Genomic DNA, 25946 nt, shown 5'->3' with positions numbered 1-25946 from the left:
CGGTCAGTGAGAGGTTACAACAGAACCTTGCTCTGTGCCTGTCCCGGCCCGGGCCCCCGCCGTACGGCAGGGCGGGCTCACGGCCACCGCGGTCACCGCTGACCGCCCGTCCTTCACGGCACTCCAGCGGGACTTCGCACCCCGCCGTCACATCGCGCTCGCCGGCCCCCCGCGTGGTGCCTCCGACCGGCGGGAGGGCCCCGGACCGGCGGAATTCGGCGAAGGCCGAGCCCGGAAAAGGGGTGCGCCGCCGCCCGCGCGGAGGGATCGCGGGCGGCGGCGCGGGGAGGGGGTCTACTTGATGGAGCCGGCGGTAAGGCCGCCGACCACCTTCCGCTCGATCAGCGCGAACAGAATGATCACCGGGATGGTGGCGATCACCGAGCCGGCGAACAGGTTCTGCCAGTCCACCGAGTACTGCCCGATGAAGGAGTTCAGCGCCACGGTCAGCGGCTGCTTCTCCGGGCTGGTCGTCAGCGTCAGCGCGACCACGAACTCGTTCCACGCGGCGATGAACGTGAAGATCAGCGCGGTGATGACGCCCGGCATCGCCAGCGGCAGCGTGATCCTGAACAGCGCGCCGAAGCGCCCGTTGCCGTCCATGAACGCCGCCTCCTCCAGCTCCCTCGGGATCGAGGCGAAGTAGGCGTTGAGGATCCACACCGCGAAGGCCAGGTTGAACCCGCCGTTGACCAGGATCAGCGACCACGTCGAGTCGACCAGGCCGAACTGGAAGAACTCCCGGTAGATGCCGACGAGCATCGCGGTCGGCTGGAACATCTGGGTGATGAGTACCAGGATCAGGAACGCCGTGCGCCCCCTGAAGTTGTGCCGGGCCGAGTAGTACGCCGCCGGCAGCGCCACCAGGAGCACCAGCAGGGTCGAGCCCCCCGCCACCTTCAGCGTCACGAGCAGGTTGTCGGCCAGGCCGCCGGTCCAGAAGTTCAGCAGGTTGGACCACTCGAACGACGACGGGAGGTAGGCCGCCTCGCGCAGGCTGGCCTGCGGGCGCAGCGCGGTGAGCAGCATGACCAGGTAGGGGAACAGGAAGACGAAGGCGATCAGGTAGGCCGCGGCGGCGACCAGCACCTTCTTGAGCGACGGCATCGGACCGCCGGTGACGGCACGGGAGTGGGCCATCACGCCACCTCCTGCTTCCACTTGGAGATCTTGAGGAAGATGGCGGTGAGGATGATCACCATGCCGAAGTTCACCACCGACATCGCCGCCGACTCGCCGATGTTCGAGCCCTTGAGGATGAACATGAAGATCGTCGAGGTCGCGGTGGAGTAGCCCGGCTGGCCGTGGGTCATCGACCAGATGATCGGGAAGCTGTTGAAGACGTTCATCACGTTGATCAGCGCGGCGACGGTGAGGGCCGGTCGCAGCAGCGGCAGCGTGATCGACCAGTACGTCCTGAACGTGGAGGCGCCGTCCATCCTGGCCGCCTCGTAGACGTCCGAGGGGATCGTGGCCAGGCCGGCCAGCAGCGCGTAGGTGGTGAACGGCACCGACACGAACACTGCCACGAAGATCAGCCAGGGGAACGCGGTGGCGGCCTGGCCGAGCTGGTCGGCGTCGGCGCCGCCCATCGCGGGGATCAGCCCGAGGTCACGCCGGATCAGGTTGATGATCCCGACCTCGGGGTCGAGCATCCACTTGAAGATGATCGACGTCATGAGCACGGAGGCGGCCCACGGGGCGATGAGCGCCCACCGGGCGATCTTGCGTCCGGGGAACCTCTGGTTGAACAGCTGAGCCAGCGCCAGCGAGATCAGCACGGTGAACCCGACGACCGCGACCACCCAGACGAGGCTGCGGAACATCACCGGCCAGAAGTCGGTTTCGGCGAAGAGCTTGTCGTAGTTCTCGGTGCCGTTCCAGCCGCGGACCACGCCGAACCGGCTGACCTCCAGGAACGACGTCCGCACCATCTCGATGACCGGCCACAGGACGACCACCGCGATCAGCACCACCGCGGGCCCGACCCATGCCAGGGGCTCCAGGACGCGCAACCTTTTCATGAAGAACCTTCCATACGGGTACGGCCGGCGCGGGGGAGCGCCGGCCGTACCGACCCCTGAGGATCAGCTGCCCTCGGCGACCTTCTGGATGTCGCCGAGCACCTTCGCCGGGTCGTCCTTGACGGCCCCGCCGATCGTCTGCTTGATCGTGGTGTTCACCTCGGACCACTTGGGGTCCTTGAAGGGGTAGAAGCTGGCGTTGGGCAGCGCGTCGAGGAAGGGCTTGAGCTTCTCGTCACCCGACAGCTTCTGGATGCCGCCGTTGGTCACGGGCAGCAGCTTGTAGTTGTCGACGATCTTCTGGGTGGCGTCGCCGGTGTAGAAGAAGTCGAAGAACTTCCTGATCTCGGCGGCGTGGCCGTTCTTGTTGAACGCCATGATCCAGTCCATGACGCCGAGGGTCGTGTCGAGCGGGCCGGTCTTGCCGGCGATCGGGGCGACGGCGTACTTGCCGTTCACGGCGCCCTTGTCGAAGATCGGGATGGACATGGGGCCGCCGTTGACCATGCCGACCTTGCCCGCGGCGAAGTCCTCCCAGACCGTCTTGCGGTCCTTGGTGCCCGGGTTCGGGGTGGTGAGGCCGGCGTCGACCAGGCCCTTGACGTACGTGAACGCCTCGACGTTGGCCGGCGAGTTGACCGTCCACTTGCCGGAGGCGTCGGTGTAGCCGCCGCCGTTGCCCAGCATCCACAGGAAGGACTCGCCCTGCGCCTCCTCCTGGCCGAGCGGCAGGCCGAACGGCTGGCTGACGCCGGCCGCCTTCAGCTTCTCCGCCGCGGCCTTGAGCTCGTCCCACGTCTTGGGCGGCTCGGCGATGCCGGCCTTCTCGAACAGTTCCTTGTTGTAGAACAGCGCGCGGGCGGAGGAGACGAACGGGATGCCGTAGGCGGTGCCGTCGACCTTGCCGAAGTCGGCGAACTTGGTGAGCATGTCCTTCGACACCTCGGGCGACAGGACCTCGTCGGCCTTGTAGAGCAGGCCGTCCTTGACGAAGCCGGAGTAGTCGCCGGTCTGGAGGATGTCGGGCACCTGGCCGTTCTGGACCATGGTGGCGACCTGCTTGTCGATGTCGTTCCAGGAGATGACCTGGACGTCGACCTTGATGTTGGGGTTGGCCGCCTGGAACTGGTCCACGACCGACTTCCAGAACTTCGTGCCCGCGTTGTCGGCCGTCGGGTTGTCGCCGTAGTCGGCGGCCACCATCTTCAGCGTGACCTGGCCGCCGGCCTGACCGGTGGAGTCGCCGCCGGTGGCGGGCTGGGAGCCGCCGCCCCCGCACGCGGACAGGACCAGCATGGTGGCAAGGCCGAGAGCGGCGCCGCCCACAAGCTTGATGTTCACCGTAGATACCGCCTTCTCATCGGACGGGTGCGCTGGTCCGTACCAGCCACCTGACACCGCCCAGGGGTTGGGGGTGCGCGCGAGCCGCGGCTCCGCGCGTTTGCGTCAGAGTAAGCCCCTGTTCGGCAGCCGGTCTATACCGGCTGGTCTCGGTTTCACAACACAAAAGCCGACGCGGTCTAGACCGGATGCGATGCGAGGGCGCCCTGTGTCGAGCATCCTGCACGAATCTGCTTGAAACAAGGCCTTTTATATTACTAATCAAGCACCAAGGTGACGGCGTACGTCATCGTCACCCGAGGGTGAGGCGATCCACGGACCGTCGATGGACGGGTCGAGCACCCCTTCCTCCAGGAAGGCGTAGCGGCCCTCGAGGAGATAGCGCGCCAGCCGGGCGTCGTGCGTGTCGGTGTTGTGCCACAGCCGCTCGAACAGCGCGTCGACCCGCGCGGCGGCCTGGCGGCAGAACGCGTCGGCCAGCTCCACCGGGCGGCGGCCGAGATCGCGCGAGTCCTCGTCGGCGCGCAGGCAGACCGCGGTCATCGCGAACAGCTCCGCGCCGATGTCGACGATCCTGCCGAGGAAGGACTGCCGGTGCTCCAGTGCGCCCCGCCACCTGGACATCGCGTAGAAGGTGGACCTGGCCAGCTTGCGGCTGCTCCGCTCGACCTGCCGCAGGTGCTGGGCCAGCGGACCGAAGTCGGCGTAGGAGACCGGCAGCGTGCCGTGGCCGACCATCAGGCCGGGCAGCCACCTGGCGTAGAAGGCGCCGGCGCGCTTCAACGCCCTGGTCCGGTCCTGCCGGGAGGCGCCCGGGTCGACCAGCTCTCCCGCGACCGAGAGATGCGCGTCCACGGCCTCACGCGCGATCAGCAGCCGCATGATCTCCGAGGAGCCCTCGAAGATGCGGTTGATGCGCAGGTCCCGCAGGACCTGCTCGGCAGGCACGCCCCGCTCCCCCCTGGCGGCCAGCGACTCGGCGGTCTCGTAGCCGCGCCCGCCCCTGATCTGGACCAGTTCGTCGCCCACCCGCCAGGCCATCTCGCTGGCGAACAGCTTCGCCAGCGCGGCCTCGATCCTGATGTCGGTGGACTCGTCGTCGGCCATCCTGCTCGACAGGTCCGTCACCGCCTCCAGCGCGTAGGCGGTGGCGGCGATGAAAGCCAGCTTGGTCGCCACCGCCTCGTGCTCGCCGATCGGGCGCCCCCACTGCACCCGGGCGGCGGACCACTCCCGCGCGATCTTCGTCGCCCACTTGGCGCTGCCCGCGCAGGTGGCCGGCAGCGACAGCCGGCCGGTGTTGAGCGTGGTCAGCGCGATCTTCAGGCCCGCGCCCTCGCGGCCGATCCGGTTCCTGGCCGGGACCCGGACACCGGCGAACCGCGTGACGCCGTTCTCGATGCCGCGCAGGCCCATGAACGCGTTGCGCCGCTGCACGGTGATCCCGGGCGAGCCGGCCTCCACCACGAAGGCGCTGATCCTCTCCCCGGTCCTCGCCATCACGACCAGCAGGTCGGCGAGCACGCCGTTCGTCGTCCACAGCTTGACGCCGTCGAGCACGTACTCGTCGCCGTCACGGACGGCCGTCGTGGACAGCCTCGCGGGATCGGAGCCCACGTCCGGCTCGGTCAGCAGGAACGCCGAGATCTCCCCCCGGGCGCAGCGCGGCAGGAACTCCCGCTTCTGCTCCTCGGTGCCGAACAGCCGCAGCGGCTGCGGCACCCCGATCGACTGGTGCGCCGACAGCAGCGCCGACAGCGCAGGGGAGTAGGAGCCGACCAGCATGAGCGCCCGGCTGTAGTACAGGTGGGACAGTCCGAGACCGCCGTACTCCTCCTCGATCGTGATCCCGAACGCGCCGAGGCCCGCCAGGCCCTTGATGACCTCGTCCGGCACCACCGCGGTCCGCTCGATCTCCGCCGGATCGACCTGCCGGTCGAGGAAGCGCCGCAGCGCCCTGACGAACTCCTCGCCCCTCGTGGTGGCTGATTCGTCGAGCGCGGGCATCGGATGCACCAGATCGAGCCTGAAGTCGCCCAGGAACAGCTGCCTACCGAAGCTCGGCCGCTCCCATTCGGCCTGCCTGGCCTGCTCCGCCACCTCTCGCGCCTGCGCGTACTCGGTCATAACGGCCGCCCATCTCCGTCCACCGTTCTCTTCGGATTCTGATCCCCACCCCTGCCCGTGACCATCCCCGGCCGGCGTTACCCTCGGCAGGATCTCCAAGGCGGGCGTCGTGCGCGGGTGCCGGTCGTCGGGCGCCCGTACGGCACGCCCGGTCCAGCCCACCCTCCGCGCGGGGCCGGCGTCCCTCCAGGGAGACGGCAGGCGAGCGTGCGGGGTCGGGGCGGCAGACGACGGGCCGGCTGGCGTGGCGGCTCGGCGCGGCGGGGCGGCCCAGGCGTTCAGCATCGGCCACGGGGCCGGCCATGCGGGCGACGTAGCGGCGACCGGCCGGAGTCCCGCTGGAGTACGCGTGAAAGACGGACGGCCACCGAGTGATCTCGGTGGCCGTGGTGAGGCTTGCCGTACGGGAGGCTGGACGGGCGCGCCCTGCAAGAGGTCGTACAGGGGCTGGACGGGAAGCTGGACGGAAGGGGTCAGCGGGGCACGCGGGCGACGCAGAAGACCGTCTGGCCGAAGGGCGGGCGGATGAAGCGCTCGAGCAGCCGGGTGGCGGGCACCACGGTGCGGTCGTAGATCTTCACCAGGCGCGGGTCGGGGTAGCCGACGCCGCCGCGGCGCACGGCCGCCCACCAGGCGATGCCGCCCAGGAAGTTGATCGGCTTCAGCACGTCGATGTCGAGGCCCGCCTTGGCGACCGAGCTGCGCAGGGTCTTGGGCGTGTAGCGCTGGACGTGGCCGACCTTCTTGTCGAAGTCTCCGTAGAGCTGCATGTAGCCCGGCACCCAGATGATGATGCGGCCGCCCGGCGTGACGACGCGGGCCAGCGAGCGCAGCGCCTCGGAGTCCTCCTCGATGTGCTCGAGGACGTTCATCATGACGACCGTGTCGACCTTCTTCTCCATCGGAACCGGGTCCGGGAGCGCGAAGTGCAGCACGTCGATGTCGGAGCGGTCAGCGAAGCGCTTGCGCAGCTGGTCGACGCAGTAGGGGTCGAAGTCGCTCACCACGAGCCGGTCGAGGCGGGGCAGGAACTGCTCGGCGAAGTGGCCGAGGCCGGAGCCGATCTCGAGCATCGAGCGGCCGACGTGGGGCGCGACCATGTCGAACTCGTACTGGCGGTAGTTCTTCGCCTCGTCGCCGCCGAGGTGGTTCTCCAGAGCCTCGTCGCCGGCCGCCGGTTGCACCACGCGGTCGTACCCAGATGACATAAGTCCGTTCCTCCATGGAAAACCGGTCGGCCCAGCAGTCTAGTGCCCGGTCGTCCCTGGCAATCACGTTATGGACGGAAGCGGCGTTCATGCGATGGAATCTCTCCTGCCCATGGACGACGCCGAGGCGATAGCCCGATCCCTGGACGGTGACCTTGCCGCCTACGAGGTGCTGGTCGCCCGTTACAGCGCGCTCGCCCACCGCACCGCCGCCATGCTCGGCGCGGGCGACGAGGCCGACGACGTGGTGCAGGAGGCGTTCGTCAAGGCGTTCAGGCATCTGGGCGGCTTCCGGATGGACGCGCCGTTCCGCCCGTGGCTGCTGCGGATCGTCGCCAACGAGACGCACAACCTGACCCGGTCGCGCGGGCGCAGGTCGGAGCTGACGCTGCGGCTCGGCGCGCTCGCCCCCGCGCAGGCGCCCGACGACCCGGAGGGCGCGGCGATCGCCGACGACCGCAGGGCGCGGCTGCTGGCCGCCGTCCGCGAGCTGCCTGATCGGGAACGGGAAGCCGTGGTCTGCAGGTACTTCTTGCAGCTGTCGGAGCAGGAGACGGCACAGGTGCTCGACTGGCCGGTCGGCACGGTCAAGTCCAGGACGCATCGCGGTCTGGCCAGGCTGAGGGAGGAGGTGGGACGTGACCTCGCCTGACGACGAGCCCGGCGTGACACCGCCGGACGACGATCTCGAGGCGGAGCTGACGGCCCTGGCCGGCTTCCTCGACGTGCCCGCCGCCCCGCCGCCCGCCGACGTGGCCGCCGCCGTACGGGCCCGCCTCGAACAGCCCGCCCCGCGGCCCGAGGCCGACGACGATTCCGGCCGCGCGACTGATCTCGTGGGGCGGCCTGGCGCCCGGCCCGTGGGCCGGCGGGGGTGGCGCAGGTCCAGGTGGGGGCTGGTGGCCGCCGTCCTGGTCGCGGTCGTCGCGCTCACCGCGGCCACCCCGCAGGGCAGGGCGGCCGTCGTCCACGTCCTGCGGCTGGCCGGCATCGAGCTGCGCGTGGGCGAGAACGGCACGCCGCCCGCCTCGCCCGTGCCGCTGCCGGGGGAGCGGGCCGTCACGCTCGACGCGGCGCGAAGCCTGGTGAGGTTCCCGGTGAAGGTGCCCGCCGAGCTGGGCGAGCCCGAGCGGGTCACGGTCAGCGACGGCGGCCGGATCGTCTCCCTGTTCTGGTCCGACGGCACCAGGATCGACCAGTTCGACGGCCTCGGACCCTACTTCGTCAAGCAGCTCGGCGAGCCCTGGCCCGAGCACGTCAGCGTCGACGGCGCCGAAGGCTGGTGGATCGGCCGCGAGCACCGGCTCAGCCGCGTCGACCGGGAGGACGGCACCGAGCTGCCCCTGCGCCTGGCGGGCCCGACCCTCGTCTGGTTCGACGGCGAGGTGGCCGTCAGGCTCGAAGGGGTGCCGGACAGGCGGCGGGCGCTGGAGATCGCCGCTTCACTCCGCTGAGGGATCAGGGGCGGCCAGCCAGTCGTCCACTCCCCGCAGCAGCTCCTTGCGCACCTGCTCCGGCGCGGTCGACGCCCTGATCGACTGCCTGGCCAGCTCCGCCAGCTCGGCGTCGGAGAAGCCGTAGACCGCGCGGGCCAGCTCGTACTGCGGCAGCAGCCGCGCGCCGAACAGCAGCGGGTCGTCGGCGCCCAGCGCGATCGGCACCCCGGCGTCGAACAGGCGCCGCAGCGGAACCGCCGACGCGTCCTCGACCACTCCGAGGCCCACGTTCGACGTGGGGCACACCTCGCAGCAGATCTGCCGGTCGGCCAGCCGTTCCATCAGCCGCGGCGACTCGGCCGCCCGCACGCCGTGGCCCACCCGGTCGGCGCCGAGGTCGTGGACGCACTCCTCGACGCTCTCCGGGCCCAGCAGCTCGCCCCCGTGCGGCACGGCCAGCAGCCCCGCGCGCTTGGCGATCCTGAACGCGTGGTCGAACTCGCGGGCGCGCCCGCGCCGCTCGTCGTTGGACAGGCCGAACCCGACCACGCCCTCGCCCGCGTACTGGGTGGCCAGCCTGGCCAGCGTCCTGGCGTCGAGCGGGTGCCTGGTCCTGTTGGCCGCCACGACCGTCGCGATGCCGATCTTCGCCTCCGCCGCGGCCTTCGCCACCGCGTCCAGCATCAGCTCCAGCGTCGCGGTCAGCCCGCCGAACCTGGGGGCGAAACCCGACGGATCGACCTGGATCTCCAGCCAGCCGGACCCCTCCGCCGCCTCGTCCAGCGCCGCCTCGCGCACCAGCCGGTAGATGTCCTCCTCGCGGCGCAGCACCGACCTGGCGATGTCGTAGAGGCGCTGGAACCTGAACCAGCCCCGCTCGTCGGTCGCGTGGAGCTGGGGCGGCCAGTCCTGCTCCAGCGCGTCGGGCAGGTGCAGGCCCTGCTCCCTGGCCAGCTCGATCAGCGTCGAATGCCGCATCGACCCGGTGAAGTGCAGGTGAAGGTGGGCTTTGGGAAGGGCGGCGAGCGGACGTGGCATTTCCATATGGTGCCACTCAACCTGACCCCCGGTTGACGCGTTGGGAGGGGCGAAAGGGGATCTCGCTGATGAAGGAAGAAGACGAGGCGGCTTTCGACGAGTTCCTTGCCGCCCGAAGCACGTCCCTGCTGCGTACCGCGATCCTGGTGTGCGGGGCCACCCAGCACGACGCGGAGGACCTGGTCCAGCACGCGCTGGAGAAGGTCTACCGGCACTGGCCGCGCATCAGGCACGACAACCCCGACGCGTACGCCCGCAGGATCGTGGTCAACACGGCCATCTCGGCCGCCCGCCGCCGCAAGGTCATCCAGGAGATCACGTTCTCCAGGCCGCCCGAGACGGAGGCCCGCTCACCCGATCTCGACCTGCGCGACGCTCTCATCGCGGAGCTCCGCAAGCTGCCCGCGCGCATGCGGGCCGTCCTGGTGCTGCGCTACTGGGAGGACATGAGCGAGCACGCGACGGCGCAGATGCTCGGCTGCTCGCTCGGCACGGTCAAGAGTCAGGCGGCGCGGGGGCTCGCCAGAATCCGCGAGAACGTCAAGGAAGGAGTGCTCGTATGAAGGTGGAGGAAGCCCTCGCGGACGCCATGGCGGCGAGCGTGGCCGAGGTCAAGGCGGCACCCACGCTGGGCGCCGGCGTGCGCAGGAGGCACCGCGCCCACGTCATCAGGTTCCGTACGGCGGGCGCCGCGCTGGCCACGGCCGTCCTGGCCGCGGGAGTGCCGGTCTACCTGGCGGTGACCGCGGGGCCCGAGTCGAGCGGCGTGGCCAACGGCACGTCGACCGTGCGGGTGCTGACCAAGGTGACCGTGCCCGACATGACGGGCAAGACGTTCGAGGAGGCGCAGGCGGCGCTGCAGGCGGCCGGCCTCGTCGCCGAGAAGGCCACGGGGGACGAGAAGGTCTTCGGTCAGGAGCCCAAGCCGGGCACGGAGGTGGATTCCGGCTCCACGGTCCGGCTGCTGCTCGGGGAGGCCCCGCCCCAGGCGCTCGGCGACCTGGGCGACGGCCGCACGTTCGGCGGCATCACGCTCGGCTACGTGCCGCACGGTCTGGCGTGGGGCAAGTGGTCCAACAAGTGGGACGGCCCGTCCGGCGGCACCTCCTACACGACGACCTACGACCTGCCCGACGAGCCGAACGGCTACTACGGCATCCAGGTCTTCGTCCACGAGGGCAAGGCCGGCGCGCGCGTCGACGACACCCTGAAGCGCGAGGGCGTCGAACGCGTCGACGTCGGCGACAGGAAGGGCTACCTCGGCGACATCGACGAGGGCGGCGACTACAACAAGCTCGGCGCGCAGCCGCGCAAGGAGCCCTGCTGCACGCCGACCCTCGGCTTCAGGCTCACCGACGATCTCGCCGTCGAGGTGGCGATGAGCCCGTCCCGGGCGAAGGAGCTCAGCACGGAGGAGATCAGCGCCGAGCTGAAGAAGATCGCCGAGGGGGTGCGCCCCGCGAAGTGACCATGGCGGGGTCGGTGGGCACCAAGGAGATATGGCGCCTGACGAGTTGGTCGCCGGCACGGGCGGGGGACGGCGCGCCGCGCTCGCTCTCGCCGCCCTGGCGGTGACGGTTCTGACCATCTACGCCATCTTCTCCTCCGGGTTCGGGCGGGTCGCGCCCTCCGCCGCCCCGCCCGCCATCTCCACCCCCGCTCCACCGGTCCCCACCGAAGCCGTGCCCGACGCGGTGCCCGACGCGGTGCCCGACACCGTGCCCGGCATCACGGTCGTCGCCGACAACTTCTGGCTGACCTACCTGCCGTCAGGCCTCACCCGCACCGGCGGCGGCGCCATCGCGCCCGAGCCCGGCGTCGAGGGCGGCTGGGCCCGCTACGCCTCGGGCGCGGCGTTCGTCGAGGTCCAGGTCGAGCGCGGTACGGTCGCCGCCGACTGGGAGACCTACCGCGAGCGCGTCAGCGTCGCCAAGCCCCGCAAGACCACCGTCCGCGGCAGGCCCGCCCTGGTCGGCAGGCATCCCGGCGGCGGCATGGTCATCGCCTGGCTGGAGCGCACCGGCACGGGCGCCTGGATCCGCGTCAGCGACGGCCTGGCCCACGCGCTCGTCCCACTGGCGGCCTCCGTCCGGTCGCCCGGCTGATCCCGGGCAACCCTCTCGCGGCCCCAGGCGTACACAAGGGGTATGGAGACCACCGAGTGACCGCGTTCGCCGAGTACGTGGCGGCGCGCGGCACCAGCCTCTTACGCCTCGCGTACCTGTCCTGCGGCTCGCGCGAGGAGGCCGAGGACGTCCTGCAGACCGCGCTGGAGCGCGCCTACCGCAGCTGGCACCGCCTGCGCAAGGACGTCGACCCCGAACCCTATGTCAGGCGCATCATCGTGAACACCGCGATCAACCGCGCCAGACGCCGGGCCGTCCTGCGGTTCATCCCGATGGGCACGCTCCCCGAGGTGCCGGTGGCGGGCGCGGACGCGGGCGTCGAGCTGCGTCAGGTTCTCGCCGACGGCCTGCGCCTGCTGCCGCCCCGGCAACGGGCGGTGGTGGTGCTGCGCTACTGGGAGGACCTGACCGAGGCGCAGACCGCCGAGACCCTCGGATGCGCCGTCGGCACGGTCAAGAGCCAGACCGCCAAGGCGCTGGCGAAGCTGCGCGGGCTGATCGTCATGGATGAGGTGCCGAGCGATGTTTGAGAGCAGCCTGCGGCAGGCCATGGCCGAGGACACCGCCCATCTCGCCGCCGCCCCCGACCTCGCGGAACGGGTGGTACGGCGCTCGCTGCGGCGGCGCCGTACCAGGCACGCGATCGCGGCGGTGGTGACGGCGACGGCGCTGGCGCTGGCCGGATGGGTGCTGGCGCCCAGGGAGCAGCGGGTGGCCACCACGCCGAGCACCACGGGCCGCCTCGACGACGTCGTGGTCCGCCACGTCCCTCCCGGCCTGGGCGAGCCGGTCCAGGGTCACTCCGGCGAGGGCAGGCTCCTGGCGGGCACGCTCACCTGGGGCTCGGGCGCCGACCTCGTGAGAGTCAGCAGGTACGGCGGGGCGGACGGCCTCGACACGCCCGGGCTGATGGCCGGAGGGCAGCTGACGTCCACGCGGGGCCGGCAGGCGAAGATCTCCCCCGGCGGGACGGACCTGCTCTGGAGCGAGCGTCAGGGGCTGCTTCTCAGGGTGACGGTCGGCGCGAACCACGTCGCCGAGGTGCGAACCATCGCCGAAGAACTCCAGGTGACCGACCCCACGGGACCGGCCGGCGGCGTCGTGGAAGGGCTGCGCGTCTCCTACCTTCCGTCCCGCCTCCACCTGGAGAGCGTCACCATGAGGAGCGACGGGGAGACGGCCAAGACGTGGACCGGAGCGGGCGAGAGGCAGATCACGCTGACCGTCGTCAGGGGCAGGCACGCGGCCTCGCTGGACGAGCTGGCCGCCTGGAGCGCCGGGGACTGGCGGAACGGGACGCGCACGACCGTCAACGGCAGGCCCGCCTACCGCAACGGCGCCAGGAGCCGGCTGACCGGCCGGCTGTGGCTGCAGGAGCCCGGAGTCGGGGTCGTCCTCAGGATGAGCGAGAACCTCGAACCCGAGATCGACCGCGTCCTCGCCGGGATCGTCCCCGTTCCCGCCACGCGGGGCCTGCCCCTGAGATTCGAGGGGCTCACCGTCACGCATCTCCCACCGGGGTTCACGGCAGGGCAGGACGGCGGCATGGACGGCCGCGGCAGATGGTGGACCAGGGCGGGCAGCTCGGTCCTGGTCGAGGTGGTGAAGGGGGAGCGGGCGCGCACCCCGCAGGATCTCGCGCACGTCTCGTGGCCCACGAGCGAGAGGTTCAGCGGTCTGCGAAGGACGACCGTGGGGAGCCGGCCCGCCCTGGTCGGCGACATCGTGACGGGCACGGGCCTGTCCAGGGGCCGCATGGTGCTGTGGACGGCCAGACCGGGGTACGGCGTGCGGGTCCAGGTGAGCGACGACCTGGTCAACGACCTCATGGCGGTGGCCCGCGGCATCCAGGTGGCCCCCGCCCGGTAGCGGGGCCCTGGGAGTCTCGCCGGCACGCGACCGGGAGCGGACCCGGACACCACCACGGCCGTGCCGACGGCCGGGGGTGGTGTCCGGGGTAGGAGAGGGGACGGGCCTCGGTTCAGCTCGCCTCGGCCAGCAGCTTCTGCAGCCGGCTGACGCCCTCGACCAGGTCGTCGTCGCCCAGCGCGTAGGACAGGCGGAAGTAGCCCGGCGTGCCGAACGCCTCGCCCGGCACGACCGCCACCTCCGCCTCCTCCAGGATGAGCTCCGCCAGCTCGGCCGAGGTCTGCGGGCGCCGGCCCCTGATCTCCTTGCCGAGCAGGGCCTTGACCGACGGGTAGACGTAGAAGGCGCCCATCGGCTCGGGGCACACCACGCCGGGGATGTCGTTGAGCATCCTGACCATGGTCTTGCGCCGCCGGTCGAACGCCTCACGCATCTCCGCCACCGCCGACAGGTCGCCCGAGACGGCGGCGAGGGCGGCCATCTGGGAGACGTTGGCGACGTTGGAGGTGGCGTGGGACTGCAGGTTGGTGGCGGCCTTCACCACGTCGGCGGGCCCGATGAGCCAGCCGACCCGCCAGCCGGTCATCGCGTAGGTCTTGGCGACGCCGTTCAGGATGACGACCTTGTCGCCGAGCTCGGGCACGGCGGTGGCGATGCTGGTGAACTCGGTGCCGCCGTAGACCAGGTGCTCGTAGATCTCGTCGGTGACGACCCACAGGCCGTGCTCGGCCGCCCAGCGGCCGATGGCCTCGACCTGCTCGCGCGAGTAGACGGCGCCCGTCGGGTTGGACGGCGAGACGAACAGCAGCACCTTGGTGCGCTCGGTGCGGGCCGCCTCCAGCTGCTCGACGGAGGCCAGGTAGCCGGTCGTCTCGTCGGTGACGACGTCGACCTGCACGCCGCCGGCCAGCTTGATCGCCTCGGGGTAGGTCGTCCAGTACGGCGCGACGACCAGGACCTCGTCACCCGGGTCGAGCAGCGCGGCGAACGCCTGGTAGACGGCCTGCTTGCCGCCGTTGGTCACCAGGACGCGCGAGGCGTCGACCTCGTAGCCGGAGTCGCGCAGGGTCTTGGCGGCGATCGCCTGCTTCAGCTCGGGCAGGCCGCCCGCGGGCGTGTACTTGTGGAAGCGCGGATCGCGTGCCGCCTCGATCGCCGCCTCGACGATGTAGCCGGGCGTGGGGAAGTCGGGCTCGCCGGCGCCGAAGCCGATGACGGGACGGCCCGCTGCCTTCATCGCCTTCGCCTTGGCGTCGACGGCCAGCGTGGCGGACTCTGAGATCGCGGAGATGCGTGCGGAGATGCGGCTGGACATGGGGTCCATCGTAGTGCGGGCAAGCCGTCCCGACCTGGGCGATCGTGTTCTGGTTCGACGTGGAGGTCATTCGCCCGTACACTTTCGCATGGTCCTGCCGCCGCATGTCGATGCGGCGATCGGTCCGGACAGGCAGTCAATCGATGTAGTGTGGTTGACGACATAGGGCAATGGCGCAATTGGTAGCGCTCCGGTCTCCAAAACCGGCGGTTGGGGGTTCGAGTCCCTCTTGCCCTGCTGAGTGCGGTCCGCGCAGCAAGGCGTGCAAGCGCGCCGCGCAACTGCGTTGGATACGACAGATCAGGTGAGGACTGTGGCGATCGACACGCACAGCGAGACCGCAGGCAAGCCGAGCGGCGAGAAGAAGCAGAAGCGCACTTCGCCCGCCCTTTTCTATCGGCAGGTCGTCAACGAGCTGCGCAAGGTCATCTGGCCGACGCGTAAGGATCTCATCACTTACACCACGGTCGTTCTGGTATTCGTTCTGATCATGGTTGCGATCGTGTCGGGGCTTGACGCCCTGCTCACGGAGGGCGTCCTGCGGATCTTCGGCGGTAGCTGACCCGACGCCTGACAAGGCACCATTCGATTCGACGAAAGAGGAAAAGTCACCGTGTCCGAGACTTCAGACACCCCTCGCGAGGAGTGGGACGACGACGTCGCCGCCGAGGAGGCCATCGACGAGGTCGAGGAGACCGAGCTCGATGAGGCCGAGGAGGCCGACGACGATGTCGAGGAGTCCGAGCAGGCTCCGGTGACCGTCGTCGACGAGGCCGACGAGGTTGAGGAGGCCGACGAGGCCGAGGAAGCCGTCGACCCTGTCGAGGAGTTCAAGCAGTCCCTGCGCGGACAGCTCGGCGAGTGGTACGTCATCCACTCCTACGCCGGTTACGAGAACCGCGTGAAGTCCAACATCGAGAGCCGCAACGTGTCGCTCAACATGGAGGACTACATCTTCCAGGTCGAGGTGCCCACGCACACCGTCCAGGAGTTCAAGAGCGGCAAGAAGGTCCCCGTGAAGGAGCGCGTGCTGCCCGGCTACGTGCTCGTCCGGATGGACCTGACCGACGAGTCCTGGGCCGCGGTGCGCAACACGCCCGGCGTGACCGGCTTCGTCGGCCTTTCCAACAAGCCGAGCCCGCTCAGCCTCGACGAGGTCGCCAAGCTGCTGGCGCCCGAGCCGACGGAGGAGGCCAAGAAGGCCACCACCAAGGCCGCCTCGGGCCCGGCCGTCGAGTTCGAGATCGGCGAGTCGGTCACTGTCATGGACGGTCCGTTCGCCACGCTGCCCGCCTCGGTCAGCGAGATCAGCCCCGAGTCGCAGAAGCTCAAGGTGCTGGTGTCGATCTTCGGCCGCGAGACCCCGGTCGAGCTGTCGTTCAACCAGGTCTCGAAGATCTGACGGGCTCGCATACACTCGACGGGTAACGCGTGACCCCGGCAGTGCGCCAGCCGCCGGCGATCCGTCACTCGTTTCCGTCGACCACAGACGTTCGGCAGGCCGTCCACGCGAAGGACGGCCTTCCGACATGTCCGCCCGCACCCGCGAGCGGACGGCAACACGATCAGGACCCGGAGAAGGACACATGCCTCCGAAGAAGAAGATCGCGGCGCTGGTCAAGGTTCAGCTCCCCGCTGGCCAGGCCACGCCCGCCCCGCCGGTCGGTACCGCCCTCGGTCCGCACGGCGTCAACATCATGGACTTCGTGAAGCAGTACAACGCTGCCACCGAAGCCCAGCGGGGCAACATCATCCCCGTTGAGATCACCATTTTCGAGGACCGCAGCTTCACCTTCATCACGAAGACGCCCCCGGCGCCTGAGCTGATCAAGAAGGCGCTCGGCCTCGACAAGGGTTCTGCGGTCCCCCACAAGGACAAGGTCGGCAAGCTGAGCCGCGAGCAGCTGCGCAGCATCGCCGAGACCAAGATGCCCGACCTCAACGCCAACGACATCGAGGCCGCCGAGAAGATCATCGCCGGCACCGCCCGGTCGATGGGCATCACGGTCGCGGAGTAGGTAGAACCACCGTCACCCGACGGGCTTCTGCCCAGCAGTCCATTTGTTCCATCCGTGGGAGGGCCAGGCGCTGGCCCGTGACCACAGACTCCACCGAGGAGATCCGAAGTGAAGCGCAGCAAGGCGCACAAGAACGCGTCGGCCCAGGTCGACCGCGACAAGCTCTACACGCCCGCCGAGGCCGCCAGGCTCGCCAAGGCGACCACCACCACCAAGTTCGACGCCACCGTTGAGGTGGCGCTGCGGCTGGGTGTCGACCCTCGCAAGGCCGACCAGATCGTGCGCGGTACGGTCAACCTCCCGCACGGCACCGGTAAGACCGCCCGGGTCCTGGTCTTCGCGACCGGTGACCGTGCCGAGGCTGCCCGCGAGGTCGGCGCCGACATCGTCGGCGCCGACGAGCTCATCGACGACATCGCCAAGGGCAACCGCCTGAACGAGTTCGACGCCGTCGTCGCCACCCCCGACCTGATGGGCAAGGTCGGCCGCCTGGGCCGCGTGCTCGGCCCGCGCGGTCTCATGCCGAACCCCAAGACCGGCACCGTCACGCCGGACGTGGCCAAGGCCGTGACCGACATCAAGGGCGGAAAGATCGAGTTCCGCACCGACCGTCAGGCGAACCTCCACTTCATCATCGGCAAGACGTCGTTCGACGAGCGCCAGCTCATCGAGAACTACGCCGCCGCCCTTGACGAGGTGCTGCGTCTCAAGCCGTCCGCGGCCAAGGGGCGCTACCTGAAGAAGGTCACCTTCTCGACCACGATGGGCCCCGGCGTTCCCGTCGACCCGAACGTGACTCGCGCGATGACCGCCGAGCTCGAGGGCTGACCCCTTCCTCTCACTCGAAGGCCCCCGCAGGATCTCCCTGCGGGGGCCTTCCCCTTTCCCACCCCCCGCGTCCGTCTGTCTCCTGCGTCCGTCTGTCTCCTGCCTCTGTCTGTCTCCTGCCTCTGCCTGTCTCGGCGTCCGTCTGTCTCCGGCGTCCGTCCGTCTTCTGTCTTCGTCGCACGAGGGCCGTGTGTTTCCACGCGCGGCGGCCCTCGGAGCGGCGTCCCTTGCCTCGCCCAACCTCATGCCGGTGCGGCTCCGTGTTGGTGGGGCTCGGGTGTTGGCTGGTGTGTGCGGCGCTGTGCTGGTGGGGCTCGGGGCGCGTGCCGGTCTGTGCGGCGCTGTGCTGGTGGGGCTCGGGATGTTCGCTGGTGTGCGGCCTGGGTGCGGCTCGGGGCGTTTGCCGGTCTGTACGGCAAGCTGGGTCAGGCGCCTCCGTGGTCACCGGTTGCCCTCCGTCGAAGGGACGCTCCTCGAGCCCAGCCGCGTCCCGCCGTCACGGACGGCCCTTCATCGGCCTTCCGTAGCGGCGGCCGGCCACGCGCGCTCGATGACGCGTATCCCGGGACAGACGCCCGCCACGCGCCTGGGGTGGCGCGTGGCGGGGCTTGCCGTACGGGTCGGTGGGCGGAATCCAGCGCCCGCAAGATGGGCGGAATCCCGGGCCCGCCGGATGGGCGGATCGCGCCTGCCAGTGAACGGGACGCGTGCCGGATGGCGGAATTCCGGGCCCGTCGGGTGGACGTATCGCGCCTGCCGGGTGGGCGGATCGCGCGCCTCCGGGTGAACGGGACGCGTGCCGGATGAATGGGATCGCGCCGGATGGGAGAGGGGCGTGTGATCGCGGTACTCCGGCGCCCATCGGGTGGGACGGATGCCCACGCTTGCCGGGAGGAAATCCTTGCGCCTGTGGAGAGGGGAGAGGGGAGCCTCGCGTGGCCGAGACAGCGAGGAGCGAGACTTGTGAATCCGTGTAAAGCGGATGCATGCGTGTCGCCTGTCGTCCGGGCTGGTGGGGGAGGTCGGGCGGCGGGTCGGACGGGGAGGGTGGCAGTCAGGGATGACCCTGGCGTTTCCCTGAGTTGATCGAGGGAAGCCAAAATGCGTGAATCCGAGACGTAGTGTCAGAGGCATGCTGAAGCGCAGGATTAGTCTCGCCGTCGCCGCGACGGGCGCCGCCGCCCTTGTCGCGGTCGCGGGCTGTGGATCGACCGGAACGACCGCGACGGGTGTGGCGGTCCCCATCCAGGCCAACCTGGCCGCCGCCGAGGTCCTGGAGCAGGCCGCGCAGAGGACGCAGGACGTCACCAGCTACACCGTCGACGGTGTGATCGACCTGTCGCATCCTCAGGAGGGCACGGGCAAGGTCCAGGGGCGCATGGTCTACCAGAGCAAGCCGCAGCTGGCCGCCGACCTGACGCTCGACACCGCCAATTTCGGCGGGCAGAGCCTGCCCGGCGGAGGGCGTGTGGTGCTGCAGGGCGACACCGTCTACGTGAAGGTCGACGCGCTGAACAAGATGCTCGGCGCCACCAAGCCGTGGATCAAGGTCCCGGTCAGTGAGGGCGGCGCGGAGGCGAAGCAGCTCCTCGACCAGGTCCAGCGGTTCGACCTGGCGAACGTCACCAAGCTCGTCACCGCCTCCCAGAACGTCAAGCAGGTCGGCACCGAGAGCGTCGGCGGCGTCGACGCCACCCACTACAGCGGCACGTTCCCCGTGGACGCGGCCGTGCAGCAGCTGCCTGCCGACGAGCAGGAGCAGGCCAGGCAGCAGCTGGCCGAGCTGCAGAACGTCGCCTTCGACATCTGGGTCGGCACGGACGGTCTGCCGCGCAAGGTGGCGATGTCCGGAGACGAGAAGGGCGCGAAGTTCAGCGCGAACCTGTTCTTCAAGGGCTTCAACGAGCCGGTCTCCATCGCCGCGCCGCCCGCCGACCAGGTGGGCGAGTTCCCCAAGAACACGAACTGATCCAGCGGGGGCGATTTGGCATCTTGACGAGTCGCCCCCTATTCTGGTCCTTGCCAAAGACCGCCGGTCGTCGCCGGGTGCCTCAAGGCCCGGTGACCGAAGGATCCACGTCATGTGGACGGCCCGCGTAGGTGAGATGCGAGTTCTTCCCGTGTGGTTCCTGCCATATGGGTGAGCCCCGTGCGCCTGCGCCGGGGCTTGTTCCATGTTCGGAGACCTTCGCCGGCGGCACATCTGGAAGGAGGCCCATGGCGAGGGCGGACAAGGCGACAGCGGTTGCCGAGCTCAAGAGTGAGTTCGAGGGCAGCAGCGCCGCCGTTCTGACCGAGTACCGCGGTCTCACCGTCGCACAGCTCAAGGAGCTGCGTAAGTCGCTCGGTGGAAACGCGAAGTTCGCCGTGGCGAAGAACACCCTGACCAAGATCGCGGCCAACGAGGCCGGCGTGACGGGTCTCGACTCGCTGCTGGTCGGCCCGACGGCCGTCGCTTTCGTGACGGGCGACGTGGTCGAGGCCGCCAAGGGTCTGCGTGACTTCGCCAAGGCCAATCCCCTTCTGGTGATCAAGGGCGGCTTCATGGAGGGCAAAGCCCTCGACGCCGCCGAGATCACCAAGCTCGCTGACCTCGAGTCCCGCGAGGTTCTCCTCGCGAAGCTGGCCGGCGCGATGAAGGCGAAGCAGTCCGCTGCTGCCGCCGTGTTCGCCGCGCTGCCCACCAACATGGCTCAGCTGGCCGACGCCCTCCGCGCCAAGCGCGCCGAGGCGGGCGAGTAAGACCGGGGATTGCCGCAACTTCAACCGCGGTCCCGTAACACCATTTAGCAAGATCCATACGGAGGAAACATCATGGCGAAGCTCAGCACCGACGAGCTGCTCGACGCGTTCAAGGAGATGACCCTCCTCGAGCTTTCCGAGTTCGTGAAGCTGTTCGAGGACACCTTCGACGTCAAGGCTGCCGCCCCGGTCGCCGTTGCCGCCGCTGCCGCCCCGGTCGCCGCCGCTGAGGAGGCCGCGGAGCAGGACGAGTTCGACGTCATCCTCGAGGCCGCCGGCGACAAGAAGATTCAGGTCATCAAGGAGATCCGCGCGCTGACCTCCCTCGGCCTGAAGGAGGCCAAGGACCTGGTCGACGGCGCTCCCAAGCCGGTCTTCGACGGCAAGGTCAACAAGGACCAGGCGGAGAAGGCCAAGGCTGCCCTCGAGGGCGCCGGCGCCACCGTCACCGTCAAGTAAGACGGCGCGTCTTTCTGAAAAGAGCGGAACACACCCTGGTGCCGGGTGGGTTCCGCTCTTTTTGTTTGTCCCGGCTCTTTGTTCGTCCCGGTTTCTAGTTGTCCCGGCTTTTACGGTCCTGGCCGCTCGTGGTTCTAGCCACTCGCGGTGCTGGTCACCCGTGGTCACCCGTGGTGCTGGTCATCCGCCGGTCCCGTCCGCGCGTTGCCGGGTGACGCTCGCTGTCCCAGCCCGCCTCTTTCTCGGCGGGGCGCGCTGTCCCGCCTGCCTTCCGTCCCGCGGGTCAGGAGCCGGAGCGAGTCCACGGCAGCCGGTGTCGGTCGATGGGGTGTGGCGGGAGGCCGAGGCCGGGTCGTGAGCGTGGCCGCAGTGGTGGCTGTGGCGGCGTGTTTGGCGGGTCATGAGCGTTGGACTTCGTAGGTTCGCGGTACGGACGCGATCCCCCAGCTCTACGGAGAGCCGGGCCGGCTGGTGGTCGTTCGCCCCGGCGGGCCTGACGGCACCTGGGCGCGGTGTGGGTGCCGCGGCGTATGCGGTGGAGACCGCAGGTTCGCCAAACACGGGCGGATCCCCACCACGGGCCCCTCGACGGCCAGCCCGGCCCCGACCCCGGCGATCCTGCGATGGCGGCGTCGGCTCGTGGACTCTTCGGGATGGCCTCGGTGTGGGCGGTCCGGGGATGGTGGCGTCGGCTCGTGGACTCTTCGGGATGGCCTCGGTGTGGGCGGTCCGGGGATGGTGGCGTCGGCTCGCGGGCTCTTCGGGATGGCCCCGACCCCGGCGATCCTGCGATGGCGACGTCGGCCCGTGGATCCTTCGGGATAACGACAAAGCCGGGCCGTCCCCACGACGGTCCGGCGCCCCACGGCGCGCAGGACGGGGACGGTTCCCGCGCGTCCCCTGTTGCCTGCCGGGAGTGGCTCCGGCGTTCCTCGCAGACCCCGGTGGCTCCGGTGATTTCGCGGTGGCGATGGCCTCGATGGTCCGGCGGATGGTGAGGTCCCGAGGGGGCCAGGTCCGGGGGAGTGGCGAGGTCCGGGGGAATGGCGAGGTTCGGGAGCGCAGCGAGATCCGGAGGACGGTGATGTGCGGCGAGGGCGGTCGCCGGGTGGGTGTGCTTCCGGATCCCTGGGCGTTCGGCGCGCCGCCGCACGGGTTCTCCTGCGGCAACGGCTCCGGGCCTCCTCGACCGGAGGCGGGGGTGGGGTGTTGTTCCTCCGGCACTCAGCGATCGAGGCCACCGCGCTGCTCAAGGCGGGTGCCGAGCCGTACACCTTGGGTCGCCACCGCCGCCACCGCGCCCACCGCCACCGCGCCCACCGCCACCGCGCCGCCCATGGTCGTTGGTGTTGGACCGCCACGAGCGCCGACTACCGCGTCGGCGAGGCAGGCCACGCCGAGTCGATCGCCGAGGCCATGAATGCAGCTGGCGCCGGGCTACCCGTCATGGTGGTCGGCGGCTGCACCGGCGCTGACCCCGCGCCGACCCTCGCCCGGTTCCAGCAGGAGGTCCGGGAGGGAGGAGCCACTCTCAGTCGCCGGCGCTGGTGCGGCTGGTGGCGTACGCGTCGCCCCGTCCACCGCGGTGAAGTCACCGAACCGCTTGACCAGCCCGCGCGCTTTCGTCGGCGGCATGGAGCCGAGCGCCCGCACCGGTGGCAGTGGGGCCGTCATGATGACCGCCCGGGTGCGGGAGAGCTGCGCCGCGCGCGGTCGGCGCGGCGTCACCCTGTACGGCCTGAGCGCAGGCCGGCGACCGCGGTGGCGTCCATGTAGTCGCGGGTGTGGACGATCTTCCCGTCGCGCACCCGCAGGACGAGCAGTCCGGGCACCGTGGACGGCCGGCCGTCCACCGTGACGGCGGTCTCGTGCTCGACCACGAGCACCTCGGGGTCGACGCTCTGGTGGACGACGACGTTGCGGATGTCCTCGACGACGGCCGGGCTGGCGCCCCATGAGGCCGTGTATCCGGCTCTGATCTCCTCCCTGCCGTTGTAGCGCGGCACCATCCCCGCCATCCGGAAGGGGAACTCGTGGACGCCGTCCTCGGCGTAGAGGTCGGCGAGTTCGTCGGCCGACATGTGGCGCATGGCGTCGTGGAAGCGCGTGACGATCTCTGTCATGCCGGCCAACTTACTCAACAACCGTTGAGCGAACAAGGGGCCAGTAGAGTGACGGCGTGACGCTGACGCGGGCCGAACGCAGGGCCAGGACCGAACGGCGGATCCTCGAGGCGGCTCGTGGGCTGTTCGCCGAAAGAGGCTTCGAACGCACCACGATCAGGGCCGTCGCCGGCGCGGCAGGCGTCGACCCTGCCCTGGTCATGCAGCATTTCGGCAGCAAGCAGGGCCTGTTCGAGCGGGCCGTCCAGGTGGCGGGCGACGACGCCGAGCGGCTGGTCGACGACCTGCTGGGTTCGCTCGGCGTCAAGCTGGGCGAGCTGCCCCAGAGTTCGCTGGCCGTGATGCGCTCGATGCTCACCCATCCGGAGGCCGCCGCGTCGGCGCGGGCCACGTTCAGCGGGCAGATCGAGCGGATCGCCGCGGCGATCGAGGGCGGGGACGCCACTCCCAAGGCCGCGCTCATCACGCTGGTACTGCTCGGCGTCACCATCGGCCATCAGCTCCTCGACCTCGACGAGCTGCGTGACGTCCCGCCCGACGAGGTGGCCAGGCTGCTCCGCCCGGCGTTGCAGGCGCTGACATAACCGCCCAGTAACAATCCCGGTGTTTTATTGGAATGGATTCCAATTCACGGGAAGCTCCGTAACAGCGATCCCTTACCACCGGCGATGGGAAGGTGACTGTGGGCGTCGAGGTCGTGGTCGATGGGCTGACCAAGTCGTTCGGTCGGCAGGTCATCTGGGAGGACGTCTCGCTGACCCTCCCCGCCGGCGAGATCTCCGTGCTGCTCGGGCCGTCCGGCACCGGCAAGTCGGTCTTCCTCAAGACCCTCGTGGGCCTGCTGCGTCCCGACCGCGGCCACATCTGGATCGACGGCTACGACCTGGCCAACTGCAGCGAGAACAAGCTCTACGAGCTGCGCAGGCTGTTCGGGGTGCTCTTCCAGGACGGCGCGCTGTTCGGCTCGCTCAGCCTCTACGACAACGTCGCCTTCCCGCTGCGCGAGCACACCAAGAAGAGCGAGTCGCAGATCCGCCAGATCGTCATGGAGAAGATGGAGCTGGTGGGCCTGGTGGGCGCGGAGGGCAAGCTGCCCGGCGAGATCTCCGGGGGCATGCGCAAGCGCGCCGGGCTGGCCCGCGCCCTGGTGCTCGACCCCGAGATCATCCTGTTCGACGAGCCCGACTCGGGCCTCGACCCGGTCCGGACCGCCTATCTCAACCAGCTCATCGTCGACCTCAACGCCGAGATCGAGGCGACGTTCCTCATTGTCACCCACGACATCAACACCGCCCGCACGGTGCCCGACGACATCGGGCTGCTGTTCCGGCGCGAGCTGGTGATGTTCGGCCCGCGCGAGATGCTGCTGTCGAGCGATGAGCCGGTGGTCAGGCAGTTCCTCAACGCGCGCAGGCACGGCCCGATCGGCATGTCGGAGGAGAAGGACGTCTCCGAGCTGGAGGCCGAGGCGCAGATGGGTCACGACCCCGGCGCGCTGCCGCCGATCCCGCCGCAGCTGATGCCCAGCGGCAACGGCATCCGCCGGACGCAGAAGCCGCCCGGCTCGTGGCTGGCCGCCAACGGGGTGATCCCGCCGCAGGGCTCCTTCGTCGACGAGCGCGGCCGCAACTGGCTGGAGGAGTATCCCCGGCTCGTCAACGCGCACATGAACGGCGTGCGCTGACGCGGCGCCGTCCGGCGGGACGCTCCACCGATGCCCGCCCGGATGTTCGGGGCCTGGACGAATGGGTCGAGCGTTATGATCCCGCGATATGGCAGGCAGTGCTGACTCCTCCCGGTCGGCGACCGTGGTGCGCGCGCTGATCGTCGCGCTGGCGGCGATCCTCGTACTGGTCACGGGGCTTGCCTTCTGGCTGAGCGCGCAGCTGCGCGACGAGGAGGCGGCGGCGACCGACCGCCGGGCGGCGATCGACGCAGCTGCGGCCCACGCGCTCAACCTGCTCTCGCTCAACTACAAGAGCGCCGACGCCAGCATCGCCAAGATCCTCGCGACCTCCACGGGGGTCGCCTACGACGAGTACCACGCAGGGGCGCCCAAGCTGAGGGAGACCACGATCGCCAACAAGGTCGTCCAGACCGGGGTCGTGCGCGCCTCGGGGATGGTCTCGATGGCGGGCGACGCCGCGAAGGTGCTGGTCGTCGCCGACTCCACGATCAGTTGGGAGGGCACGGGGACGCCCCAGCAGGACCGCTACTACCGCTGGTCGATGGACCTGTCCAAGGTCGGCGGCCGATGGCTCGTCGCGAAAGCGGAGCAGGTGCTGTGAGAGTCGTCATGGCGGCGCTGCTCGCCGCGGCCGTGACCTTCCTCGGCTGGGTCTCGCTGCGGATGCACGGGGAGCTGAGCGAGCTGCGCGAGGGGCGGGCGGCGGGGGAGCAGGCGCTGGCCGCGGCCCGGGCGCTGGCGCCCGACCTGCTGTCGTACAACTACCGGACGATCGAGGACGATCTCACCAGGGCGCAGGCCCTCACCACCGGCGAGCTGGCCGGCCGCTACCAGGAGCTGCGCAGGTCGCTCGTGCCCCGGGCCACCGAGCAGCGGACGGTCCAGGAGGTCTCCGTCGCGGGGGCCGCCGTGCAGGACGCCACGCCGGACAGGGTGTCGGTTCTCCTGTTCGTGAACATGGGGACGACCAAGCAGGCGCAGAGCGATGCCGAACCACGGCAGCAGGTGATCCAGAATCGGGTACGGCTCGTCATGGTGAAGGATGGTTCGCGGTGGTTGGTGGGTGATCTCTCCACTTTGGTAGGCAGCAGTTGATGTCGGGCATGTCCCGACATTCAATTGTTATCAAATTCCAGGTTTAGCGAGCCTTGTGAGACGGGTACATCCGTCACGGTTCCACCGATCGTCGGCATGGGTTCAGACCTCGGTGTGACAGAGCGTTAGCGGCCCCGGCTCGCGGGTATCGTCTTGGGGCCTACGGCTAGCCATCTGTCACCAAGGGAAGAAATCCCAGCGTCCAGGCTTTGAGTTGGCCGAAAGTCCGGCTCGCGGGCTTGACGTTTCCGCTCGGACGGGCGATGCTGCGGACAACGTGGAGCATGCAGCGAGAGCGAAGTGGACAGGCGTGTGCCGTTCGGCTACACTGCCCCTTTGCGCTGCCCTTTGACGACCCGCTTCTCTTGCTCACGTTGCGAGGTTGTCTGGCGTGCGTGTAGTCAGTCCGCCGCGAGCCCTCGGAAGGACATCTGTTGGCAGCCTCGCGCAACGCCTCCGCCGTACCCGCCGGTCCCCGTCGCGTTTCCTTTTCGCGCATCCAGGAGCCCC

26 protein-coding genes and 1 tRNA gene are annotated in these 25946 nt (G+C 69.8%); 19 read left to right on the top strand and 8 right to left on the bottom strand.

Going from position 1 to position 25946, the window contains the following annotated elements; genetic code table 11:
* Positions 1 to 294 precede the first annotated feature (294 nt).
* From ABZX22_RS26925 to ABZX22_RS26905, 5 genes are all read right to left on the bottom strand, one after another.
* Positions 295 to 1140 carry a carbohydrate ABC transporter permease gene (locus ABZX22_RS26925; RefSeq protein ID WP_354913882.1) on the bottom strand — a complete coding sequence of 282 codons (846 nt, stop codon included), beginning with the start codon at positions 1138 to 1140 and terminating at the stop codon, positions 295 to 297.
* A complete protein-coding gene (locus tag ABZX22_RS26920; RefSeq protein ID WP_354913880.1) occupies positions 1140 to 2024 on the bottom strand; it encodes a sugar ABC transporter permease in 885 nt (294 codons plus the stop codon). Before ABZX22_RS26920 ends, ABZX22_RS26925 begins: the two co-directional genes overlap by 1 nt.
* A gap of 63 nt (positions 2025 to 2087) precedes the next feature.
* Positions 2088 to 3365 carry an extracellular solute-binding protein gene (locus ABZX22_RS26915; protein ID WP_354913878.1) on the bottom strand — a complete coding sequence of 426 codons (1278 nt, stop codon included), beginning with the start codon at positions 3363 to 3365 and terminating at the stop codon, positions 2088 to 2090.
* A gap of 261 nt (positions 3366 to 3626) precedes the next feature.
* Entirely contained in the window at positions 3627 to 5492 is a 1866-nt protein-coding gene (locus tag ABZX22_RS26910; RefSeq protein ID WP_354913876.1) for an acyl-CoA dehydrogenase family protein, read from the bottom strand.
* A 473-nt stretch (positions 5493 to 5965) separates the two neighbouring features.
* On the bottom strand, positions 5966 to 6700 hold the full coding sequence (locus ABZX22_RS26905; protein ID WP_354913874.1) for a class I SAM-dependent methyltransferase: 735 nt from the start codon (positions 6698 to 6700) through the stop codon (positions 5966 to 5968).
* Positions 6701 to 6794: 94 nt separating this feature from the next.
* On the opposite strand from ABZX22_RS26905, the gene ABZX22_RS26900 reads away from it, so the two are divergent.
* Together ABZX22_RS26900 and ABZX22_RS26895 are read left to right on the top strand one after the other, a co-directional pair.
* Positions 6795 to 7352, top strand: a complete 558-nt coding sequence (locus tag ABZX22_RS26900; RefSeq protein WP_354913872.1) for an RNA polymerase sigma factor — start codon at positions 6795 to 6797, stop codon at positions 7350 to 7352.
* Entirely contained in the window at positions 7339 to 8154 is an 816-nt protein-coding gene (locus ABZX22_RS26895; RefSeq protein WP_354913870.1) for a hypothetical protein, read from the top strand. Before ABZX22_RS26900 ends, ABZX22_RS26895 begins: the two co-directional genes overlap by 14 nt.
* Here the strand turns inward: ABZX22_RS26895 and ABZX22_RS26890 are convergent.
* The gene (locus ABZX22_RS26890) at positions 8143 to 9174 is read right to left on the bottom strand and encodes an adenosine deaminase (protein ID WP_354913868.1); all 1032 of its coding nucleotides are present in this window, start codon (positions 9172 to 9174) and stop codon (positions 8143 to 8145) included. The two genes, ABZX22_RS26895 and ABZX22_RS26890, sit on opposite strands and share 12 nt — an antisense overlap.
* Positions 9175 to 9242: 68 nt before the next feature.
* Between ABZX22_RS26890 and ABZX22_RS26885 the strand changes: the two genes are divergently transcribed.
* From ABZX22_RS26885 to ABZX22_RS26865, 5 genes are read left to right on the top strand one after another with little or no spacing between them, the layout of a single operon-like run.
* Entirely contained in the window at positions 9243 to 9737 is a 495-nt protein-coding gene (locus ABZX22_RS26885) for a SigE family RNA polymerase sigma factor (protein WP_354913866.1), read from the top strand.
* The gene (locus ABZX22_RS26880; RefSeq protein WP_354913864.1) at positions 9734 to 10642 is read left to right on the top strand and encodes a PASTA domain-containing protein; all 909 of its coding nucleotides are present in this window, start codon (positions 9734 to 9736) and stop codon (positions 10640 to 10642) included. Before ABZX22_RS26885 ends, ABZX22_RS26880 begins: the two co-directional genes overlap by 4 nt.
* Before the next feature lie 31 nt (positions 10643 to 10673).
* A complete protein-coding gene (locus ABZX22_RS26875) occupies positions 10674 to 11279 on the top strand; it encodes a hypothetical protein (protein WP_354913863.1) in 606 nt (201 codons plus the stop codon).
* Between the two features lie 56 nt (positions 11280 to 11335).
* Positions 11336 to 11830: a SigE family RNA polymerase sigma factor gene (locus ABZX22_RS26870; protein ID WP_354913861.1), complete on the top strand. Its 495-nt coding sequence runs from the start codon at positions 11336 to 11338 to the stop codon at positions 11828 to 11830.
* Positions 11823 to 13169, top strand: a complete 1347-nt coding sequence (locus tag ABZX22_RS26865) for a hypothetical protein (RefSeq protein ID WP_354913860.1) — start codon at positions 11823 to 11825, stop codon at positions 13167 to 13169. The genes ABZX22_RS26870 and ABZX22_RS26865 overlap by 8 nt, the downstream gene beginning before the upstream one ends.
* Positions 13170 to 13281: 112 nt before the next feature.
* On the opposite strand, the gene ABZX22_RS26860 is transcribed toward ABZX22_RS26865, so the two are convergent.
* Positions 13282 to 14493 carry a pyridoxal phosphate-dependent aminotransferase gene (locus tag ABZX22_RS26860; protein ID WP_354913859.1) on the bottom strand — a complete coding sequence of 404 codons (1212 nt, stop codon included), beginning with the start codon at positions 14491 to 14493 and terminating at the stop codon, positions 13282 to 13284.
* A 155-nt stretch (positions 14494 to 14648) separates the two neighbouring features.
* Between ABZX22_RS26860 and ABZX22_RS26855 the strand changes: the two genes are divergently transcribed.
* The 8 genes from ABZX22_RS26855 to rplL all read left to right on the top strand — a co-directional run bounded on the left by ABZX22_RS26855 (position 14649) and on the right by rplL (position 20531).
* Positions 14649 to 14721 (top strand) — tRNA-Trp (locus ABZX22_RS26855).
* Between the two features lie 76 nt (positions 14722 to 14797).
* Positions 14798 to 15046 carry a preprotein translocase subunit SecE gene (secE, locus tag ABZX22_RS26850; RefSeq protein WP_354913857.1) on the top strand — a complete coding sequence of 83 codons (249 nt, stop codon included), beginning with the start codon at positions 14798 to 14800 and terminating at the stop codon, positions 15044 to 15046.
* 51 nt (positions 15047 to 15097) lie between these two features.
* On the top strand, positions 15098 to 15886 hold the full coding sequence (gene nusG, locus ABZX22_RS26845) for a transcription termination/antitermination protein NusG (protein WP_354913855.1): 789 nt from the start codon (positions 15098 to 15100) through the stop codon (positions 15884 to 15886).
* A gap of 184 nt (positions 15887 to 16070) precedes the next feature.
* A complete protein-coding gene (gene rplK / locus ABZX22_RS26840) occupies positions 16071 to 16502 on the top strand; it encodes a 50S ribosomal protein L11 (protein ID WP_327087736.1) in 432 nt (143 codons plus the stop codon).
* A gap of 108 nt (positions 16503 to 16610) precedes the next feature.
* Positions 16611 to 17330, top strand: a complete 720-nt coding sequence (gene rplA, locus ABZX22_RS26835) for a 50S ribosomal protein L1 (RefSeq protein ID WP_354913853.1) — start codon at positions 16611 to 16613, stop codon at positions 17328 to 17330.
* Between the two features lie 1132 nt (positions 17331 to 18462).
* On the top strand, positions 18463 to 19299 hold the full coding sequence (locus ABZX22_RS26830) for an LppX_LprAFG lipoprotein (RefSeq protein ID WP_354913851.1): 837 nt from the start codon (positions 18463 to 18465) through the stop codon (positions 19297 to 19299).
* Positions 19300 to 19547: 248 nt separating this feature from the next.
* The gene (rplJ, locus tag ABZX22_RS26825; protein WP_354913849.1) at positions 19548 to 20072 is read left to right on the top strand and encodes a 50S ribosomal protein L10; all 525 of its coding nucleotides are present in this window, start codon (positions 19548 to 19550) and stop codon (positions 20070 to 20072) included.
* Positions 20073 to 20144: 72 nt separating this feature from the next.
* Positions 20145 to 20531, top strand: a complete 387-nt coding sequence (gene rplL, locus ABZX22_RS26820) for a 50S ribosomal protein L7/L12 (RefSeq protein ID WP_354913847.1) — start codon at positions 20145 to 20147, stop codon at positions 20529 to 20531.
* Between the two features lie 1724 nt (positions 20532 to 22255).
* Here the strand turns inward: rplL and ABZX22_RS26815 are convergent.
* Positions 22256 to 22654 (bottom strand): nuclear transport factor 2 family protein, encoded by a 399-nt coding sequence (locus tag ABZX22_RS26815; RefSeq protein WP_354913845.1) that lies wholly within the window; start codon positions 22652 to 22654, stop codon positions 22256 to 22258.
* Positions 22655 to 22710: 56 nt separating this feature from the next.
* Between ABZX22_RS26815 and ABZX22_RS26810 the strand changes: the two genes are divergently transcribed.
* The 4 genes from ABZX22_RS26810 (at position 22711) to ABZX22_RS26795 (ending at position 25436) form a co-directional block, all read left to right on the top strand.
* Entirely contained in the window at positions 22711 to 23238 is a 528-nt protein-coding gene (locus ABZX22_RS26810) for a TetR family transcriptional regulator (RefSeq protein WP_354913844.1), read from the top strand.
* Between the two features lie 98 nt (positions 23239 to 23336).
* Entirely contained in the window at positions 23337 to 24338 is a 1002-nt protein-coding gene (locus ABZX22_RS26805) for an ABC transporter ATP-binding protein (protein ID WP_354913842.1), read from the top strand.
* 88 nt (positions 24339 to 24426) lie between these two features.
* Positions 24427 to 24942, top strand: coding sequence for a hypothetical protein (locus ABZX22_RS26800; RefSeq protein WP_354913840.1), 516 nt, complete (start codon positions 24427 to 24429; stop codon positions 24940 to 24942).
* The gene (locus ABZX22_RS26795) at positions 24939 to 25436 is read left to right on the top strand and encodes a hypothetical protein (protein ID WP_354913838.1); all 498 of its coding nucleotides are present in this window, start codon (positions 24939 to 24941) and stop codon (positions 25434 to 25436) included. The genes ABZX22_RS26800 and ABZX22_RS26795 overlap by 4 nt, the downstream gene beginning before the upstream one ends.
* Positions 25437 to 25946 lie beyond the last annotated feature (510 nt).

This window comes from Nonomuraea sp. NPDC003804 (assembly GCF_040610675.1).
In the GTDB taxonomy this organism is placed as follows: domain Bacteria; phylum Actinomycetota; class Actinomycetes; order Streptosporangiales; family Streptosporangiaceae; genus Nonomuraea.
Note: the sequence above shows the minus strand (reverse complement) of the source record. Positions and strands in the feature narration are given on the sequence as shown.

What these genes read in the sequence shown, in the direction of transcription:
- ABZX22_RS26925 (WP_354913882.1), bottom strand. Translation starts at nt 1,140, where the DNA reads ATGGCCCACTCCCGTGCCGTCACCGGCGGTCCGATGCCGTCGCTCAAG.
- ABZX22_RS26920 (WP_354913880.1), bottom strand. Translation starts at nt 2,024, where the DNA reads ATGAAAAGGTTGCGCGTCCTGGAGCCCCTGGCATGGGTCGGGCCCGCG.
- ABZX22_RS26910 (WP_354913876.1), bottom strand. Translation starts at nt 5,492, where the DNA reads ATGACCGAGTACGCGCAGGCGCGAGAGGTGGCGGAGCAGGCCAGGCAG.
- ABZX22_RS26905 (WP_354913874.1), bottom strand. Translation starts at nt 6,700, where the DNA reads ATGTCATCTGGGTACGACCGCGTGGTGCAACCGGCGGCCGGCGACGAG.
- ABZX22_RS26900 (WP_354913872.1), top strand. Translation starts at nt 6,795, where the DNA reads ATGGAATCTCTCCTGCCCATGGACGACGCCGAGGCGATAGCCCGATCC.
- ABZX22_RS26890 (WP_354913868.1), bottom strand. Translation starts at nt 9,174, where the DNA reads ATGCCACGTCCGCTCGCCGCCCTTCCCAAAGCCCACCTTCACCTGCAC.
- ABZX22_RS26885 (WP_354913866.1), top strand. Translation starts at nt 9,243, where the DNA reads ATGAAGGAAGAAGACGAGGCGGCTTTCGACGAGTTCCTTGCCGCCCGA.
- ABZX22_RS26880 (WP_354913864.1), top strand. Translation starts at nt 9,734, where the DNA reads ATGAAGGTGGAGGAAGCCCTCGCGGACGCCATGGCGGCGAGCGTGGCC.
- ABZX22_RS26875 (WP_354913863.1), top strand. Translation starts at nt 10,674, where the DNA reads ATGGCGCCTGACGAGTTGGTCGCCGGCACGGGCGGGGGACGGCGCGCC.
- ABZX22_RS26865 (WP_354913860.1), top strand. Translation starts at nt 11,823, where the DNA reads ATGTTTGAGAGCAGCCTGCGGCAGGCCATGGCCGAGGACACCGCCCAT.
- ABZX22_RS26860 (WP_354913859.1), bottom strand. Translation starts at nt 14,493, where the DNA reads ATGGACCCCATGTCCAGCCGCATCTCCGCACGCATCTCCGCGATCTCA.
- rplK (WP_327087736.1), top strand. Translation starts at nt 16,071, where the DNA reads ATGCCTCCGAAGAAGAAGATCGCGGCGCTGGTCAAGGTTCAGCTCCCC.
- ABZX22_RS26830 (WP_354913851.1), top strand. Translation starts at nt 18,463, where the DNA reads ATGCTGAAGCGCAGGATTAGTCTCGCCGTCGCCGCGACGGGCGCCGCC.
- rplJ (WP_354913849.1), top strand. Translation starts at nt 19,548, where the DNA reads ATGGCGAGGGCGGACAAGGCGACAGCGGTTGCCGAGCTCAAGAGTGAG.
- rplL (WP_354913847.1), top strand. Translation starts at nt 20,145, where the DNA reads ATGGCGAAGCTCAGCACCGACGAGCTGCTCGACGCGTTCAAGGAGATG.
- ABZX22_RS26815 (WP_354913845.1), bottom strand. Translation starts at nt 22,654, where the DNA reads ATGACAGAGATCGTCACGCGCTTCCACGACGCCATGCGCCACATGTCG.
- ABZX22_RS26800 (WP_354913840.1), top strand. Translation starts at nt 24,427, where the DNA reads ATGGCAGGCAGTGCTGACTCCTCCCGGTCGGCGACCGTGGTGCGCGCG.